The organism is Massilia putida, assembly GCF_001941825.1.
Classification (GTDB): domain Bacteria; phylum Pseudomonadota; class Gammaproteobacteria; order Burkholderiales; family Burkholderiaceae_D; genus Telluria; species Telluria putida.
Genome location: NZ_CP019038.1, coordinates 2086645 through 2104830, shown reverse-complemented (window position 1 = coordinate 2104830; position 18186 = coordinate 2086645). Strand labels below are relative to the sequence as shown.

Sequence of the window (18186 nt, the reverse complement as noted above, 5' to 3'; positions counted from 1 at the left end):
CGGAGAGACTGCGAGGCCGTGAAAGGGCAGATCCGTGACCTGCCCCCATAAAAAGCGATCATCGCCCGGTTGACCCCGTGGGGTTGGTATTCGGCCGGTTCTGTCCCGGCGGCAGGTTCAGATTGTTCGTTTTCGACGGCGCCGTCAGGCCATGGTCGCTGCCCGGATTGCTCGGGTCGGCACCGTTGCCCCAACCATTATTGCCCTTTTGCGTGGTAGGCGGCGGGCAGCAGCAGGAGTCGGTACCGGCCACCACCTCGTCCAGTTGTCCGCTCGTCATTGTTTCAGGTGCAGCCATGGCTGGCAGGGCCACGAGTGACGCGAGTGCCATTCCTGCGGTAAGTTGTTTCAGCATGATTCACCCTCCTTCAGAAAATCGCCGAAGCGAGGGGTTCACGATGCGGCCTGCGACGGCTTCTTATTTGATTGTGCTCAAACGGAACGGGATTGCGAGGGACTTATCGTGCCGGACACATGGATTGAGGTGCCAACGGCGCCCGGTCACTGATGCGTGTTACTTGCCCAGAATCGACACCACGTTATCCGCCCCCGGCGCCCCAAACGCCTGCTGCTTAAGGACGTGCAACTGATCGCGCACCTGGGCCGCCTTTTCGAACTCGAGGTTCTTGGCGTGGTCGACCATGAGCTTTTCGAGGCGCTTGATCTCTTTCGAAATCTGCTTCTCGCTCATGCCCTCGACCTTGGCCGCGTCCTCCGCCAAGCCGTTGTCGTTCAGCATGGCCTTCTGCGCGGCCGCGCTGTACACGCCGTCGATCATTTCCTTGATCTTCTTCTGCACGCCCTTCGGGGTGATGCCGTTCGCCTCGTTGAACGCGATCTGCTTGGCGCGGCGGCGTTCCGTTTCGTCGATCGCGCGCTTCATCGAATCGGTGATCTGGTCCGCGTACAAAATCGCGACGCCGTTCAGGTTGCGCGCCGCGCGGCCGATGGTCTGGATCAGCGAGCGTTCCGAACGCAGGAAGCCTTCCTTGTCGGCGTCGAGCACGGCCACCAGCGACACTTCCGGCAGGTCGAGGCCCTCGCGCAGCAGGTTGATGCCGACGACGACGTCGAACGTGCCCAGGCGCAGGTCGCGCAGGATTTCCACGCGCTCCACCGTATCGATGTCGCTGTGCAAGTAGCGCACCTTGATGCCGTGGTCCGACAGGTATTCCGTCAGCTGCTCGGCCATGCGCTTGGTCAGCGTGGTGACGAGCACGCGCTCGTCCTTCTTGATGCGGTCGGTGATCTCGCCCATCAGGTCGTCCACCTGCGAACGCGCGGGTTTCACGATGACCTGCGGGTCGACGAGGCCCGTCGGACGCACCACCTGCTCGACGACGTTGTCGGCATGTTCCTTTTCGTAATCGGCCGGCGTCGCGGACACGAAGATGCACTGGCGCATCTTGCTCTCGAATTCCGAGAATTTCAGCGGCCGGTTGTCGAGCGCGGACGGCAGGCGGAAGCCGTAGTCGACGAGGTTCACCTTGCGCGAACGGTCGCCGTTGTACATGGCGTTCAGCTGGCCGATCATCACGTGCGACTCGTCCATGAACATCAGCGCGTCCTTGGGCAGATAGTCGATCAGCGTGGGCGGCGGTTCGCCCGGCATCGAACCGGACAGGTGGCGCGAATAGTTCTCGATGCCCTTCGTGAAGCCGACTTCGGCCAGCATCTCGAGGTCGAAACGGGTGCGCTGCTCGAGGCGCTGTTCTTCCAGCAGCTTGCCCTGCTGGCGGAATTCCTCGAGGCGGTCGCGCAGCTCGGCCTTGATGGAGTCGACGGCCTTCAGGACGGTGGCGCGGCCGGTGACGTAGTGCGAGCCCGGGTACACGGTGAAGCGCGGGATCTTCTGGCGCACTTTGCCGGTCAGCGGGTCGAACAATTGCAGGGATTCGATTTCGTCGTCGAACATCTCGACGCGGATCGCGAGCTCGGCGTGTTCGGCCGGGAAGATGTCGATGGTGTCGCCGCGCACGCGGAACGTGCCGCGCGCGAAGTCCATTTCGTTGCGCGTGTACTGCATCTGGATCAGGCGCGCGATGACGTCGCGCTGCGCGACCTTGTCGCCCGTGCGCAACGTCAGAATCATCTTGTGGTATTCGTTCGGATTACCGATACCGTAGATGGCCGACACGGTCGCGACGATGACGACGTCGCGCCGTTCCATCAGCGACTTCGTGCACGACAGGCGCATCTGCTCGATGTGCTCGTTGATCGACGAGTCCTTTTCGATGAACAGGTCGCGCTGCGGCACGTACGCTTCGGGCTGGTAGTAATCGTAGTAGGAAACGAAATACTCGACGGCATTCTGCGGGAAGAATTCGCGGAATTCCGCATACAGCTGGGCCGCAAGCGTCTTGTTCGGGGCGAACACGATGGCCGGCCGGCCGGCCCGGGCGATCACGTTGGCCATCGTATAAGTCTTGCCGGAACCGGTCACGCCGAGCAGCGTCTGGTACATCAAGCCGTCCTCGATGCCCTCGATCAGGCCCTCGATCGCGGTCGGCTGGTCGCCGGCCGGCGGGAAGGGCTGGTGCAGCTTGAACGGGGAATTCGGGAACGTGATGACGGTGGGTGCTGGTGAATTTGCAACCGATAAATCTGCCATTGGATCAGACCTTTGCTAGAATGAGAATCCGCCTGCGACCAAGCATTTATCGAGGTCGCTGTCTATACAACCGCTGCGAAACCCAGCCGACAAACCAAGTTTATCACGATGAATTCCCCAGCTCCTGCCAGCATCTTCAGCGCCATCGCCATGGCCCCGCGCGATCCCATCCTCGGCATCACCGAAGCCTTCAATGCAGACACCAACCCCGCCAAGATCAATCTGGGCGTGGGCGTGTACTACGATGACAACGGGAAAGTGCCGCTGCTGAATTGCGTACGCAAAGCGGAAGCGATGTTGATGGAACAACCGACGCCGCGTACCTATCTGCCGATCGAGGGCCTGGGTGCGTACGACAAGGCTGTGCAAGAACTCGTATTTGGTGCCGACAGCGCGGTAATTCAAGAGAAACGTGCCGTCACGGTGCAAGCCCTGGGCGGTACCGGCGCGCTGAAAATCGGCGCCGACTTCCTGAAGCGCTTCTCGCCGGATTCGCAAGTCTACATCAGCGACCCGAGCTGGGAAAACCACCGCGCCCTGTTCGAAAGCGCCGGCTTCACCGTCAACACATATGCCTACTACGACCCGGCCACCAAGGGCGTCAATTTCGCAGGCATGCTGGCCGACCTGAAGGCGATGCCGGAAGGCGCCATCGTCCTGCTGCACGCCTGCTGCCACAACCCGACCGGCGCCGAGCTGAACGCCGACCAGTGGGGCCAGGTGATCCAGGTCGTGCGCGACAACAACCTGATCCCGTTCCTCGACATGGCCTACCAGGGCTTCGGTGACGGCATCGCCGAAGACGGCGCCGTCGTCCGCCGCTTCACCGAAACGGCCGGTCCGCTGCTGATCTCGAACTCGTTCTCGAAGTCGTTCTCGCTGTACGGCGAGCGCGTGGGCGCGCTGTCCGTCGTCGCGTCGACCACGGAAGAAGCCGCCCGCCTGCTGTCGCAGCTGAAGCGCATCGTCCGCACCAACTACTCGAACCCGCCGACGCACGGCGGCAAGGTCGTCGCGACCGTCCTGTCGACCCCGGAGCTGCGCCAGCTGTGGGAAGACGAACTGGCCGCGATGCGCGTCCGCATCAAGCAGATGCGCGACGAGCTGGTGAAAAAGCTGGCCGAAAAAGCCCCGGGCACGGATTTCTCGTTCGTGCGCCAGCAGGTCGGCATGTTCTCGTACTCGGGCCTGACCAAGGAGCAGGTCGAGAAGCTGCGCGGCGAATCGATCTACGCCGTGGACACCGGCCGCATCTGCGTGGCCGCGCTGAACTCGAAGAACATCGATACCGTCGTTGACGCCATCGCAAAAGTTCTCTAAAATCGCGGCCTTCCGCTAAGCAATCATTGTTAGCGTATCGGGGCTCTGAAGAACCGTCGCGCAGCAGGTTATTCAGGCCCCCACCAATTCCCTGATAGCTCAGTCGGTAGAGCGACGGACTGTTAATCCGCAGGTCCCTGGTTCGAGTCCAGGTCGGGGAGCCAGATTTCCGCACGGTAGCGTCCAGCCTGTGCAAGCCGTTGGTGAGCGGCTATAATACGAACACCTATTCCCTGATAGCTCAGTCGGTAGAGCGACGGACTGTTAATCCGCAGGTCCCTGGTTCGAGTCCAGGTCGGGGAGCCAGAATTTCAAAAGGGGCATCGAGCGATCGATGCCCCTTTTTCGTTATTTCCCGGAGACCGGCTTCACTTTGCCCGCCGCCTCCAGCGCCCGCGCCCGCGCCGTGTCCACGTCATCCGCCGTCGCCAGCGCCACCCCCATGCGGCGGCGGGGGAACGACTCCGGCTTGCCGAACAGGCGGATGTAGCTGCCCGGCACGCGCAACGCGTCGGCCACGCCTTCGAACGCGATGCCCGCTGCCTCGAGCTGGCCATAGATGACGGCCGACGCCCCCGGCGCGCGCAGCGCCGTATTCACGGGCAGGCCGAGGATGGCCTTCGCGTGCAGTTCGAATTCGCTCTGCACCTGCGTGGCCATCGTCACCATGCCCGTGTCGTGCGGACGCGGGCTCACTTCCGAGAACCACACCATGTCGCCCTTGACGAACAGCTCGACGCCGAACACGCCCTGGCCGCCCAGGTTCGCGGTCACTTTCTCCGCGATCTCCTGCGCGCGCTGCAGCGCCAGCGGCGCCATCGGCTGCGGCTGCCACGATTCGACGTAGTCGCCATGCACCTGCTTGTGGCCGATCGGTTCGCAGAACTGCGTCTCGACGGCGCCGTCCGCGCCGATCGCGCGCACGGTCAGCAGCGTGATCTCGTAATCGAAGTCGACGAAGCCCTCGACGATCACGCGGCCCGCATCCACACGTCCGCCGGACGCGGCGTAGTGCCACGCGTTCTCGACGTCGTCCGCGCCGTCCAGCTTCGACTGGCCCTTGCCCGACGACGACATCACGGGTTTCACGACGTTCGGAAAGCCGATCTCGGCGCACGCGGCTTTCAGCTCGTCGAGGCTGGACGCGAAGCGGTAGGGCGACGTCGCGAGGCCCAGTTCCTCGGCGGCGAGGCGGCGGATGCCTTCGCGGTTCATCGTCAGCTGCGCGGCGCGCGCGGTCGGGATGCAGGTGATGGTGCCCGCCGCTTCCAGCTCGGCCAGCTTGGCGGTGGCGATCGCCTCGATCTCGGGCACGACGAGGTCCGGCTGCTCGCGCGCGATCAACGCGGCCAGCGCGTCGCCGTCCGTCATGTCGATGACGTGCGCGCGGTGCGCGACCTGGTGGCCCGGCGCGTTCGGGTAGCGGTCGACGGCGATCACTTCGACGCCGAGGCGTTGCAGGGAGATGATGACTTCCTTGCCGAGCTCGCCGGAGCCGAGCAGCATGACTTTCGTTGCGGAAGGGGAGAGGGGCGTGCCGAGGGTGCGTACAGTGGTCATTGATCAGGAGGGACAGGTCGGGAAGAGGGCGACTATAGCAAACAGCGTCGCCGGACGCACGCCGCGGGCAATATTTGTCAATTCCCGGATACCTGCTATAATATTGCCTCAATTCCCTGATAGCTCAGTCGGTAGAGCGACGGACTGTTAATCCGCAGGTCCCTGGTTCGAGTCCAGGTCGGGGAGCCAGAATTCCAAAAGGCCGCGTTATCGATACGCGGCCTTTTTCGTTTCCGCATCCAGATGCCGACCCTTTCTCCACTCGCGGCGCGCGACGCCGCCCGTATCGCCCGCTACGCCGCCTCCGCCGACATGGACGGCTGGCTGCATCCGGTCCACCAGGCCCTGATCCACCGCCGCGGCTGGCTGCGCATGCTGGCGCCGCGCGCCGTCGGCGGGGAAGAGCGCCCGCTGCCGGACGTCGTGCGGCTGGAAGAGGCCATCGCGCGCGTCGACGGCAGCGTCGGCTGGACCGTCACCCTGTGCGCCGGCGCCGGCTGGTTCGCGGGCTTCCTGCCGCCGCACCTGGCGCGCGACATCCTCGCGACGCCGCGCGCCTGCCTCGCCGGCAGCGGGGCCCCGACCGGCCACGCGGACCGCGAGGGCGACGGCTGGCGCATCGAAGGCGAATGGGACTACGCGAGCGGCGCGCCGATGGCGACCCACTTCACGTTCAACGCCTGGCTGCGCGAGGACGGCCAGCCGCTGCGGGGTGCGGACGGCCAGCCGCGCATGCAGGCGTTCGTCGTCCCCAAGGACATCGTCGAGATCGTGCCGCGCTGGCGCAGCATCGGCCTGCGCGCCACCGCCTCGCACGCCTACCGCATCCGCGGCGCGTGGGTCCACGCGGACCACGGCTTCGTCATCGATCCGGCCGCGGCGCGCGCCCGGGGGCCGCTGTACCGTTTCCCGTTCCTGCCGTTCGCCTTCGTCACGCTGGCGGCCAATGTGGCCGGGATGGCGTCGCACTTCGTCGACCTCGCGGCCGGCTGCATCGCGCGCCGGCGCAACCGGTTCGGCGGGCGGAACGAACCGCTGATCGAGGCGCCGGCCGTGCGCGCGGCGCTGGACGGCGCCTGTGGCCGCCTCGATGACGTGCGCACCCGGTTTTATGCGCTGCTCGATGCCTGCTGGGCCGACGTCGCCGCGGGCAGCGAGGTTGCGGACGCACAGGCTGCGCGGATGCAGGCGCTCGCGCAGGAATGGGTGGCGGCGTCGCGGTACGCGGTCGACACGCTGTACCCGTACTGCGGACTCGTCGCGGCAAGCGCGGACAGCGACATCAACCGCGTCTGGCGCGACTTCCACACGGCGTCGCAACATGCGCTCTTGCTGCCTCAGAACTGAGCCGCTATAATGCGGCCTCCTTTCCCTGATAGCTCAGTCGGTAGAGCGACGGACTGTTAATCCGCAGGTCCCTGGTTCGAGTCCAGGTCGGGGAGCCAGAATCTGAAAAGGCCGCGTACTGTTTCGCAGTACGCGGCCTTTTTGTCATGTGCCCACGTTCGCCGCCATGGCGCGGTTGCAGACGTCGACCCGATTGCGGCCGTGCACCTTCGCCCGGTACAACGCCTCGTCGGCGCGGCGCAGGACGGCTTCCCAATGCTCGTCATGCTGACTGTACGCGGCCACCCCGACGCTGACCGTCATCGGCACGACGAGCCCCTCCGTCCGCAAAGGGGTGGCGGCGATGCGTTCGCGCAGGCGCTCGGCGATGCCGCGCACGTCGTGCAGCCGCTGGCCGGCCAGCAGCACCGCGAATTCCTCGCCGCCGATGCGAAACAGCGCGTCATGCCCGTGCAGGACGTCGCCCGCGCAGTCCGTCACGTGCCGGATCGCCGCATCGCCCACGCCGTGGCCGTGGCGGTCGTTGATCGCCTTGAAATGGTCGATGTCGAACATGATGAAGAACATGCCCGATCCGTCGCGCCGGCAGCGGCTGAATGCGACATCGGCGGTGTTCTGCAATGCGCGGCGGTTCAGCCAGCCGGTGAGGGTATCGGTCAGCGAGGCGCGGCGCAAGTCCTGCGCCTGCCGATGGGCGACGATCAGGGCGTAGCTCATCGGAATCACCGACAGGAACAGGAGCAGGAACAGCGAGCCGGACGTCTGGAAGAACTGGCTGCCCATGAAGGTCAACGCATGGTCCCTGCTCGCGACCAGGTAGATCGTGCGCATGCTCTGCTGGAGCATGAAGACGCATTCCATGGCGACGAGCGGCAGGTAGGTCGGCCATTCGTCGGGCCGGATGCGGCCGCGCAACGTCAGGCCGACGCCGAGGTTGATGGCGGCGATCAGCGGCGTGAACACAAGCAACCTGTGCGCCACGGACGCCTGCAGCGCCGGCACGGCGTGCAATGCCAGCACCAGCGGCACGACGGCCACCATCAGCGGCCAGCCCGGCACCAGTCCGAGGTGCCGGCGCAGGCCGGCGAGGACGCCGAAATGGCCGGCGACGTACAGGGCGTTGGCGATGCCGGGAACGAGGAAAGACGCGAGATGGAACTTGAAGGCGAACGCGGCGAGAACGCTATTGCAAGTAAAAAACACCCCGGTCAACGCCCAGTCGCGCAGGCAGGTCTGGTGCGGGGCGGCCCGGTACAGCAGGGCCATGCTGGCGGCCATGACGACGCTTGCGAGCGCGGAAACCACGACGAGTGTGAACGCATCCATGTTGTCTTCGCGAGCGCCGTGAATTGAATTCGATCACGACATTATAGGTGCGCCGCCTTGATTAAATATCACCAATTGTCTCAGGGCATGTCCGACCCGCCGCCAGCAGGAAACAAAAAAACGAGCGAAAATAACGACTTACGTTATCCCGAGAGCGTTTTCCAATGTCTACTGCAGTTTCTCCAACATTCCCCCGCGGCGCGGCCATCAACCCGAAACCACTCGGCGTCTCGCTCTTGCTCATCATCCTCGGCGCCTGGTATCTCGCGCAGACCGTCGATGCGAAACACGCCGCGCTGTTCGTCGTGGGCGCGCTGCTCGGCCTGGCGCTGTACCACGCCGCGTTCGGCTTCACGTCCGCGTGGCGCGTCTTCATCGCCGACGGGCGCGGCGCCGGCCTGCGCGCGCAGATGATCATGCTCGCCGTCGGTGTCGCCTTGTTTTTCCCGGCACTGTCGGCCGGCACGTTGTTCGGCAATCCCGTCACGGGCCTCGTGTCGCCCGCGGGCACGTCCGTGATCGTCGGCGCCTTCATGTTCGGCATCGGCATGCAGCTGGGCGGCGGTTGCGCGTCGGGCACGCTCTACACCGTCGGCGGCGGCAGCACGCGCATGATCGTGACCTTGCTCGCGTTCATTGCCGGGTCCGTCATCGCCACCGCGCACATGCCGTTCTGGACGTCGCTGCCGCAGCTCAAGCCGATCTCGCTCGTGAAGACCCTGGGCCTCGCGCCGGCGCTGCTGCTCAACTGGATCGTGTTCGCGCTGATCGCATGCATCACCGTGGTCGTCGAGAAGCGCCGCCACGGCCGTCTCGTCGCGCCCGACTTGCGGCCCGCGCACGCGTCGCCGTGGTTGCACGGGCCGTGGCCGCTGGTGGCCGGCGCCATCGCGCTCGTCGTGCTGAACTTTGCCACGCTCGCGCTGTCGGGCCGGCCGTGGGGCGTGACGTCGGCATTCGCGCTGTGGGGCGCCAAGGCCGCGCAGGTGATCGGCATCGACACGGCGAGCTGGACGTACTGGTCGACGAAAGCCAATGCCGCCGCGCTGGCCGCGCCCGTGTCGCACGACGTGACGTCCGTGATGGACATCGGCATCGTGCTGGGCGCGATGCTCGCGGCGGCGCTCGCGGGCCGTTACGCGCCCGTGTGGCGCGTGCCGCTGCGCTCGCTCATCGCGGCCGTCGTCGGCGGACTGATGCTGGGCTATGGCGCGCGGCTCGCCTACGGCTGCAATATCGGCGCCTACTTCAGCGGCATCGTGTCGGGCAGCCTGCACGGCTGGCTGTGGCTCGTGGCCGCGTTCACGGGCAATGTCTTCGGCACGCGCCTGCGGCCGCTGTTCGGACTCGACGTCGAACGCGTGAAACCAAGCGGCTGCTGACCGCTCGCGGGCCGGTTCTGCAAGCTTCTGCCAACCGGCCTACAATCGATCCTTTGCCGTCAGGATCGAGCATGCAAGCAACAGTCAATACAACACCCCTCGAACAGGACGGCCTCCCGCCGGGACCCCGCGCGTTGGCCATCATCGCCCTCGCGCTCGGCGTGGGCATGTCGTCGCTCGATACCGCCATCGCCAACACCGCGCTGCCCGCGATGGCGCAACAGTTGCACGCGACGCCGGCCGACTCGGTCTGGATCGTGAATGCCTACCAGCTGGCCATGGTCGCGACCTTGCTGCCCATCGCGGCGCTGGGCGAAACGATCGGCTACCGCCGCGTCTACGTCGCCGGGATGGCCTTGTTCACGCTGGCGTCGCTCGCGTGCGCGCTCGCCTGGTCGCTGCCCGCGCTGATCGTCGCGCGGCTGTTCCAGGGCGTCGGCGCCAGCGCCATCATGGGCGTCAACACGGCGCTGCTGCGTGCCACGTATCCGGCCAAGCTGCAGGGACGCGGCTTCGGCAACAACGCGCTCGTCGTCGCGATCGGCTTCGCGCTCGGACCGAGCCTTGCCTCCGTCATCCTTGCCACGTCGTCGTGGCAATGGCTGTTTGGTATTAACGTGTTGCCTGGCATCGTCGCCTTTTTTATGGCGCGCAAGGTACTGCCGGAAACGCGCCGCGCCAGCCACCGCGTCGACGGCCTGGCGGGCATCTATAACGTCGTCGCTTTTTCGATGGCCGTGCTGGCGCTGGGCGATGCCGCGCACCGCGTGGGTATGAAGACGTTGCTGCCCGAGGCGCTGATCGCGCTCGTGTTCTTCGGCCTGCTGCTGCGCCGCGAGCGCGGGCATCCGGCGCCGTTGCTTCCCGTCGACCTGTTCCGCCGGCCCTTGTTCGCGCTGTCGACCATCACCGCGGTCTGCACCTTCGCCGCGCAGGCGCTCGCGTTCGTCGCGCTGCCGTTCTTTTTCGAGACCACCTTGGGCCGTTCCCCCGTCGAGACGGGCTTCCTGATGACGCCGTGGCCCGTGCTCGTCGGCGTGATGGCGCCCGTGGCGGGGCGCTTGAGCGACCGCTATTCGCCGGGCCTCCTGGGCGGCATCGGTCTGCTGATCCTCGCGGTGGGCCTGGTCACGATGATGAGTCTGCCGGCGGCGCCGTCCGCCCTCGCCATCGGCTGGCGCATGGCGGTGTGCGGCATCGGCTTCGGCTTCTTCCAGGCACCCAACGTGAAGGCGATCATGGGCAGCGCGCCGGCATCGCGCGCCGGCAGCGCCAGCGGCATGGTCGCGACCGCGCGCCTGACGGGGCAGGCAACGGGCGCCGCCCTGGTCGCGTTCTGCCTTACCATTTCCCACGTGCGCGGACCGTGGTTCGCGCTCGGCATCGCCGCCGCGTTCTCGTTCGCGGCCAGCGTGGCCAGTTTTTCGCGTCTCGTCGTCGCGGCGCCGGCCGTTTGAGTCGTACCCATCAAGAAAGACTACCCATGACACGACGTTTCAAGATCGCCGCGATTGCCGGCGACGGCATCGGCAAGGAAGTCCTGCCCGAGGGTTTGAAAGTACTGGCGGCCGCGGCCGAACGCTTCGGCCTGCAGCTGGACTTCACGCATTTTCCGTGGGCCAGCTGCGACTGGTACATCCAGCACGGCGAGATGATGCCGCCGGACTGGAAGGAACAATTGGCCGCGATGGACGCCATCTATTTCGGCGCCGTCGGCTGGCCGGCGCTGGTGCCGGACCACATCTCGCTGTGGGGCTCGCTGCTCAAGTTCCGGCGCGAATTCGACCAGTACATCAACCTGCGCCCGGTGCGCCTGTTCGAAGGCGTGCCGTGCCCGCTGGCCGGCCGCAAGCCGGGCGACATCGACTTCTTCGTCGTACGCGAAAACACGGAAGGCGAGTACACGAACCTCGGCGGCGTGATGTTCGCGGGCACGGAGCGCGAAATGGTGATCCAGGAATCCGTGTTCACGCGCCACGGCACCGACCGCGTGCTGCGCTACGCGTTCGAATTGGCCAGCGCGCGCCGCCGCCGTCATCTCACCGTCGCGACGAAGTCGAACGGCATCGCCATCAGCATGCCGTGGTGGGACGGCCGCGCGGACGCGATCCACGCCGACTACCCGCACGTGACGGTCGACAAGCAGCACATCGACATCCTGACGGCCCGCTTCGTGCTGCAGCCCGACCGCTTCGACGTCGTCGTGGCATCGAACCTGTTCGGCGACATCCTGTCCGACCTCGGCCCGGCCTGCACGGGCACGATCGGCCTGGCGCCGTCCGGCAACCTGAACCCGGACCGCACGTTCCCGTCGCTGTTCGAGCCCGTGCACGGCTCCGCGCCAGACATCGCCGGCAAGGGCATCGCCAACCCCATCGCGATGATCTGGTCGGGCGCGATGATGCTGGCGTTCCTCGCGGCCGGCCCGGACGCCGACCCGCGCTGTGGCGAAGCGCACGACGCGATCGTGGCCGCGATCGAGGACGTGCTGAGGACCGGCCCGCGCACGGGCGACCTGGGCGGCGCGGCGACGACGGTCGAGGTCGGCGACGCCATCGCGGCGCGCGTGCGCGGCTGAAGGCACTTTGAAACGGCGGCGGCCGCCTCGATATCAGGATTATGGCGCGCCGTTCCTCTTTCCCCGACCTCCCCGCACCGCCCGCGACGGACCATCCCTGTCCGCTGTGCGGCCGGCCGCTGGGCACGGTCAACATCGACCGCCATCACCTGATCCCGAAGTCGCTGAAGGGCAGGGAGCAATTCCCGATCCACAAGATCTGCCATCGCAAGATCCACGCGACGTTTTCGGAACGCGAATTGCTGCGCGCCTATCACACGTGGGAAGCGCTGCGGAGCGATGACGATATCCGGGCCTTTATCGACTGGGTGGCGAAGAAGCCGCCGGGGTTTTATGCGCGGACGTTTACGTCGAATAAAAAGAAGAGTCACTGAGCCCGCTTGCGGCGTTCCAATCGGGGCCGCCCGTACGACCACGCGGACGCTTGGCATCCATGTCATGCGACCTTGTTCGCGTGTTGATACTTTAAGCATCAAGGCCCGCGATATCTGAGCAATATCGCGACCGTCGCACGATTGAATCGAATTACACCTCAGCCGCCCTTCGTGTAAAATCAAAGCTTACTTTTTTGCAATTCTAGTTCCTGTTTTCAATGCCGACCGCTCCGCAGCTGCAATGAACCAAGACGACGCAAGCGCCTGCTCGGTTCTCCTCATCGACGATGAACCCTTTGCCGAGGACATCATTTCCCACGGCCTGAAGGGGTGCGCGTCGTACGCGCTGCGTTATGCCCGTGACCCCGGCATGGCGGTCGAGCTGGCCAAGGAAGTCGGTGCGACGGTCGTGCTCGTCGATTTGCGCATGCCCGAGATCGACGGGTTCGAGGTCACGCGTCGCCTGCGTGCCGACAAGGACACGGAATACGTTCCCGTCGTCATGCTGTCGTCCGAGGAAGATCCGGAAATCAAGGCGAAGGCCTTCGCCGTCGGCGCCAACGATTACCTCGTCAAGTGGCCCGATCCGCGCGAGCTCGTCGCCCGCGTGCGCTACCACAGCGATGCCTGCATCGCGCGGCGCCAGCGCGATGCCGCGTTCGTGTCGCTGCGCCACAGCCAGGAGCAATTGGCCGCCAGCCAGTCGGCGCTGCACCAGGCGCAGAAGATGGAGGCGATCGGCCAGCTGACGGGCGGCGTCGCGCACGACTTCAACAATGTCTTGCAGATCATCGGCGGCAATCTCCAGCTGCTCAAGCTGGTGGGCAATCTGAACGATGCCGGCAGGGCGCGCGTGGACATGGCGCTGGCCGGCGTCGAACGGGGCGCCAAGCTGTCGTCGCACCTGCTCGCCTTCGCGCGCCGCCAGCCGTTGCAGGCGGTCGTGATCAATCCGGGGCACCTGCTGCGCGAGATGGACGACATGATGCGCCGCGTGCTCGGCCCGCGCGCGCGCGTCGTGACCGAGATCGAGGCCGGCCTGGGCAGCACGCTCGTCGATCCCAACCAGCTCAACAATGTGCTGCTGAACCTTGCGATCAATGCGCGCGATGCGATGGCCGGCGGCGGCACGCTGACGATCCGCGCGGCCAACGTCGGGCCGGATGGTCCGTTGCCGTCGGAAGTGCCGTTCGGCGATTATGTGCTGATCGAAGTGAAGGACACCGGCAAAGGCATGCCGCCCGAAGTGCTGGAACGCGCGTTCGAACCGTTCTTCACGACCAAGCCGACGGGGCAGGCGACGGGCCTGGGGTTGTCGATGGCGTACGGGTTCGTCAAGCAATCCGGCGGCGAGATCGTTCTGCGCAGCGAGCCGGGCAAGGGTACGAGCGTGCGCATCTACCTGCCGCGCAGCGAGGCCGAGCCCGTGCGCGCGGAGCAGATGTCCGCGGGGCCGCTGCTGGGCGGGGTCGAGACGATCCTCGTCGTCGAGGACGAGGAAGACGTGCGCAGCACGACGTGCGGCATCCTGTCCGCGCTCGGCTATCGGGTGCTGGAAGCGCCGGATGCGGCGAAAGCCGTCGAGCTGGTCGAGAGCGGACAGCACATCGACCTCGTGTTCACGGACGTGATCATGCCCGGGCCGGTGAGCAGCCTGCAGCTGGGCGAAGTGGTGCGGGCACGGTTGCCGCAGGCGCAGATCCTGTACACGTCGGGTTACGCGGAGGGCGTGCTGGCGCACGAAGGGAAGCTCGAGGCGTCCGTGAATCTGCTGCAGAAGCCGTATCACCCGGATGCGCTCAGCGCGCGCATCCGGCATTTGCTGCGGCGGCGGCAGGCCGCCACCATCTAGGATTATTTGCTGGGCTTGATGTAGCGCTGCGACCCCGGCGGCGGTTCGTTCAGCACGGCCCAGAAGATGCCCAGGTCCGCGATCGCGCGCACGAATTCCGTGAAATCGACGGGCTTCACCACATAGGCGTTCACGCCCAGTTCATAGCTGCGCACCAGATCCTGTTCTTCCTTCGACGAGGTGAGCATCACGACCGGCAGCGGCTTGAGGCCGTCCGTACTGCGGATTTCGCGCAGGACTTCGAGGCCGTCCACTTTCGGCAATTTCAGGTCGAGCAGCACGACGGCCGGGTTGCCGGCCGGGCGCGACGCGTAGTCGCCGCGGCGGTGCAGGTAGTCCAGCGCCTCGGCGCCGTCGCGCACGATGATGACCTGGTTGGCGAGCTGGCTCTTGGACAGTGCGATCAGCGTGAGTTCGAGATCGTTCGGGTTGTCTTCGACCAGCAAGATGGGCTTAAGCATGAGTACTTTTGAATAACGTTCAATGTTGGGGATGCTGTTTCGGGAGCGCGAACGAGAACGTCGCGCCTTCGCCCTGCACGGCATGGGCCCAGACGCGGCCGTTGTGGCGCTCGACGATGCGGCGCACGTTGGCCAGGCCGATGCCCGTGCCCTGGAAGTCTTCCATCCGGTGCAGGCGCTGGAATACGCCGAACAGCTTGTGGACGTATTCCATATTGAAGCCGGCGCCGTTGTCCGCCACGTGGAAGACCGTTTCCATCGGATGGTCTTCGGCGACTACGCGGATCACGGCCGGATCGCGCTGGCCCGTGAACTTGACGGCGTTCGACAGCAGGTTGAACATGGCCAGGTGCAGGAACGTCGGGTCGGCGCAGATCGTGGGCAGCGGGCCGATGTCCCACTCAATGTTGCGGCCGCGCGTTTCCAGCGCCAGCTTGTCGAGGCAGGCCGCCACCAGGTCGTTCATGTCGACCGTCGTCGGGCGCAGCGAGGCCCGGCCCATCTGCGAGAACGACAGCAGGTCGTCGACGAGCTTGCCGGCCAGGCGCGCCGCATCCTTGATGTTTTTAAGGAAGCGCTGGCGCTGCTGGGCGTCTTCGCTGCCGGCCGATTCGAGCAGCAGGTCGGCGAATCCGACGATGTGGCGCAGCGGCGCGCGCAGGTCGTGCGACACCGAGTACGAGAACGCTTCCAGTTCCTTGTTGGCGCGCCCCAGTTCCTCGGCCAGTTCGGCCATCTGCTCGGCGCGTTCCAGTGCGATGCCGAGCAGGGCGGTGCGGAATTCCAGCGCCATTTCGATCTCGCCCCCGTGCCACGGCAGGCTCGTGCCGTGGATCGTCTCGCGCCACGCGGCAAAGCTCGTGCGCGGCGACAGCTGCGTCGGCGCGCCGGGCGCCGGCGCTTTGGAATGCGGATTGCCGGCCCACTCGATGGTGTGCACCCACTCCGGACGGAACCACAGCAGGTAGTGCTTGTGGATGCGCGAAATAGGCATCGCGAGCAGGCCGCTGGCGTTGCGGATCATGCGTTCCGCCGGCGGGTACAGCGCCGACAGCTTATCCGTGTGGAACACGTCGCCGTGGTCGTGCAGCGTCAGCCAGTTGACGAGGGCCAGGATGTCGTCCTGTTCCGGCGTGTCGCCATACGTCAGGATGCGGTCGTCGACCATGATCGCCACCCCCGACGCGCGCGCGAAGCGCAGCAGGTCGGGGAAGACGCTGGACAGGTTCTCGATGAAGTCGCTGCCCTGCGTCAGGCCGGCCAGCATCGACACCATCGTGCGCCGCACTTCGAGGCGGAACTGCAGGTCGGCCGCGTCCTCGCGCGACTCGATGCACAGCGCGAGGATCTGGCCCAGCTGCTCGCACGCCGTGCGCTTCTCGAACGCGACCGGCGTCGGGCCTTCGTTGTGGCACGAGATCAGGCCCCACAGCTCGCCCCTGACCATCAGCGACACGGACATCGACGCCAGCGTGTTCATGTTCCGCATGTACTGCAAATGCACGGGCGAGACGCTGCGCAGCGCGGCGAACGACAGGTCGTTGGGCTTGCCCGTGACGGGGTTCAGCGGCGGCACCAGCGGCGCCGGCGTGTAGGTGGCATCCTGGATCAGGCGGATGCGCGACAGCTTGTACAGCTCGCGCGCCTGGACCGGGATGTCCGACGCCGGAAAGTGCTGCCCCATGTACGAGTGGTAGCGTTCGTCGCGCGCTTCCGCCATCACGTGGCCGTGGCCGTCGGCGTCGAACCGGTACACGAGTACGCGCCCGAAGCCCGTCACCGAGCGCACGTGCTGGCACGCGAGGGCCGCCAGCGATTCGATGCTGCTCGAGTCGTTCACCTTGTGCAGGAAGTCGCCGATCAGCGGATACAGATGGCGGAAATCGGCCGGTTCCGCGCGGTCGACCGCTTCGAATTCGGCATTGATGACGCCGTCCCATTGGTGGGCGAGCACGTCGAAGTGGCGGTCGTTGCCCGTCGTGACCGTGCCCACGTAGAACGGCCGCTGGCCCAGGTCGGCCGCGAGCTCGGGCGCGAGGCGCCGCGCGGCCTCCTCGCCGATCGCGTCCGCCAGCGGACGGCCGATGGCGGCGTTCGCCGGCACGCCGGACCAGTCGCCCAGATTGGCGCTCGCCTGCAGCACGGTCAGGTCGGGCGCCAGGGTCAGCAGGAAACCATGCGGCTGGATGCTGCCGGGCGTGCGGATCGGTTCCTTGTCGCAGGTCGACAGGTCGAGTACGGGTGCGGTGACGGCCTGGGTCATGGATCGGGAACAGGGATCGAAACGTCGGGTTACAAGCCATGCATTTTACAAGAAAAGTCAAACGTCAATTATTTCCGGTATTTGAGTATGCGGGGTGAATGCGGCAATATTGCAACGATACCTCGTCGATTTGGGCGCGAATCCGGCGAATTGCGCTCACGCATGATGCTGCCGTCATTACCTGGGAGGTAATCGCCGCGCTGCGCGCCGGCGGGCACACTGGTCCCATCGTCAACCCACCGAAGGAAACGACCATGACCACCTCCCGCCACACCCGTGCCTATACGAGCGCGCCGAACACCATCATCGCCGGCGACGTCAACCTGTACTACCGCGACTGGGGCAGGGGCCGTCCCGTGCTGTTCGTGTCCGCCTGGTCGCTGTGCTCCGATTCCTGGAGCTACCAGATGATGGCGCTGGCGCGCCGGGGCCTGCGCTGCATCGCCTTCGACCGGCGTGGCCACGGCCGCTCGTCCGACCCGGGCGGCGGCTACGACATCGACACGCTGGCCGACGACATCGCGGCCGTCGTCGAAGCGCTCGACCTGCGCGACGTCGTGCTGGTCGGCCACTCGATGGGCTGCAACGAGATCGTGCGCTACCTCACGCGCCACGGCAGCGCGCGGGTGCGGCAGGTGGCGCTGCTCGGGCCGATGACGCCGGGGATCGCGCTGTCCGCATCGAATCCGAACGGGGTCGACCCGGCCCTGCTGGAACAGTTCCGCAGCACGCAGCTGCTGCACGACTTCCCGCGCTGGATCGACGAGAACGTCGAGCCGTTCGTCCCCGGCGCCGGCCCGCGCATGCGGGATTGGCTCGCGCAGATGGCCCTGCAATGTTCGCTGCAGGCTCTGCACGACTGCCACGTGGCCGTGCAGGCGTCCGACATGGGGGCGGAGCTGGAAGCGGTCGACGTGCCAGTCCTGTTGATCGCCGGTGCCCTCGACGTGACCGCGCCGCTCGACCTGACGGCCCGCAGGACAAACGCCCTCGTGCCAGACTGCCGCCTCGTCATCTACGAAGACGCGGCGCACGGCATGTTCCTCACCCATGTGGAGCAGGTCAACGGCGAGTTGCTTGAGTTCATCCGCGCCGAGGTCTAAATTGATGCC

At 66.0% G+C, this 18186-nt stretch carries 14 protein-coding genes and 4 tRNA genes; 12 read left to right on the top strand and 6 right to left on the bottom strand.

Annotation, left to right across the window (positions count from 1 at the left end; translation table 11 throughout):
• Positions 1-58: 58 nt before the first annotated feature.
• Entirely contained in the window at positions 59-355 is a 297-nt protein-coding gene (locus BVG12_RS34005; RefSeq protein WP_156895611.1) for a hypothetical protein, read from the bottom strand.
• 159 nt (positions 356-514) lie between these two features.
• The gene (gene uvrB / locus BVG12_RS11655) at positions 515-2611 is read right to left on the bottom strand and encodes an excinuclease ABC subunit UvrB (RefSeq protein ID WP_075792525.1); all 2097 of its coding nucleotides are present in this window, start codon (positions 2609-2611) and stop codon (positions 515-517) included.
• Between the two features lie 108 nt (positions 2612-2719).
• Here uvrB and BVG12_RS11650 point away from each other — a divergent pair, with 108 nt between their 5' ends.
• The 3 genes from BVG12_RS11650 to BVG12_RS11640 all read left to right on the top strand — a co-directional run bounded on the left by BVG12_RS11650 (position 2720) and on the right by BVG12_RS11640 (position 4237).
• Positions 2720-3931, top strand: a complete 1212-nt coding sequence (locus BVG12_RS11650; protein ID WP_075792524.1) for an amino acid aminotransferase — start codon at positions 2720-2722, stop codon at positions 3929-3931.
• An 88-nt stretch (positions 3932-4019) separates the two neighbouring features.
• A tRNA-Asn gene (locus BVG12_RS11645) sits at positions 4020-4095 on the top strand.
• A 66-nt stretch (positions 4096-4161) separates the two neighbouring features.
• Positions 4162-4237 (top strand) — tRNA-Asn (locus BVG12_RS11640).
• A gap of 42 nt (positions 4238-4279) precedes the next feature.
• Here BVG12_RS11640 and purT read toward each other — a convergent pair.
• A complete protein-coding gene (gene purT / locus BVG12_RS11635; protein WP_075792523.1) occupies positions 4280-5491 on the bottom strand; it encodes a formate-dependent phosphoribosylglycinamide formyltransferase in 1212 nt (403 codons plus the stop codon).
• A 113-nt stretch (positions 5492-5604) separates the two neighbouring features.
• On the opposite strand from purT, the gene BVG12_RS11630 reads away from it, so the two are divergent.
• The 3 genes from BVG12_RS11630 (at position 5605) to BVG12_RS11620 (ending at position 6936) form a co-directional block, all read left to right on the top strand.
• Positions 5605-5680, top strand: a tRNA-Asn gene (locus BVG12_RS11630).
• Positions 5681-5734: 54 nt separating this feature from the next.
• Positions 5735-6838 carry an acyl-CoA dehydrogenase family protein gene (locus BVG12_RS11625; protein WP_075792522.1) on the top strand — a complete coding sequence of 368 codons (1104 nt, stop codon included), beginning with the start codon at positions 5735-5737 and terminating at the stop codon, positions 6836-6838.
• Positions 6839-6860: 22 nt separating this feature from the next.
• Positions 6861-6936 (top strand) — tRNA-Asn (locus BVG12_RS11620).
• A 46-nt stretch (positions 6937-6982) separates the two neighbouring features.
• Here BVG12_RS11620 and BVG12_RS11615 read toward each other — a convergent pair.
• Positions 6983-8164 carry a GGDEF domain-containing protein gene (locus BVG12_RS11615; protein WP_075792521.1) on the bottom strand — a complete coding sequence of 394 codons (1182 nt, stop codon included), beginning with the start codon at positions 8162-8164 and terminating at the stop codon, positions 6983-6985.
• Positions 8165-8328: 164 nt separating this feature from the next.
• On the opposite strand from BVG12_RS11615, the gene BVG12_RS11610 reads away from it, so the two are divergent.
• From BVG12_RS11610 to BVG12_RS11590, 5 genes are all read left to right on the top strand, one after another.
• Complete coding sequence (locus BVG12_RS11610; RefSeq protein ID WP_075792520.1) at positions 8329-9546, top strand: YeeE/YedE family protein; 1218 nt, start codon at positions 8329-8331, stop codon at positions 9544-9546.
• Positions 9547-9617: 71 nt separating this feature from the next.
• Entirely contained in the window at positions 9618-11003 is a 1386-nt protein-coding gene (locus BVG12_RS11605; RefSeq protein ID WP_075792519.1) for an MFS transporter, read from the top strand.
• A gap of 26 nt (positions 11004-11029) precedes the next feature.
• Complete coding sequence (locus BVG12_RS11600; RefSeq protein WP_075792518.1) at positions 11030-12124, top strand: tartrate dehydrogenase; 1095 nt, start codon at positions 11030-11032, stop codon at positions 12122-12124.
• Positions 12125-12165: 41 nt separating this feature from the next.
• Positions 12166-12498: an HNH endonuclease gene (locus tag BVG12_RS11595; RefSeq protein WP_075792517.1), complete on the top strand. Its 333-nt coding sequence runs from the start codon at positions 12166-12168 to the stop codon at positions 12496-12498.
• 241 nt (positions 12499-12739) lie between these two features.
• On the top strand, positions 12740-14350 hold the full coding sequence (locus BVG12_RS11590; protein ID WP_075792516.1) for a response regulator: 1611 nt from the start codon (positions 12740-12742) through the stop codon (positions 14348-14350).
• A 2-nt stretch (positions 14351-14352) separates the two neighbouring features.
• Here BVG12_RS11590 and BVG12_RS11585 read toward each other — a convergent pair whose 3' ends face one another.
• Both BVG12_RS11585 and BVG12_RS11580 read right to left on the bottom strand, forming a co-directional pair.
• Positions 14353-14811, bottom strand: coding sequence for a response regulator (locus BVG12_RS11585; RefSeq protein ID WP_075792515.1), 459 nt, complete (start codon positions 14809-14811; stop codon positions 14353-14355).
• 19 nt (positions 14812-14830) lie between these two features.
• Positions 14831-17074: an ATP-binding protein gene (locus BVG12_RS11580; RefSeq protein ID WP_075792514.1), complete on the bottom strand. Its 2244-nt coding sequence runs from the start codon at positions 17072-17074 to the stop codon at positions 14831-14833.
• Between the two features lie 254 nt (positions 17075-17328).
• On the opposite strand from BVG12_RS11580, the gene BVG12_RS11575 reads away from it, so the two are divergent.
• A complete protein-coding gene (locus BVG12_RS11575; RefSeq protein WP_083684933.1) occupies positions 17329-18177 on the top strand; it encodes an alpha/beta fold hydrolase in 849 nt (282 codons plus the stop codon).
• Positions 18178-18186: the final 9 nt, after the last annotated feature.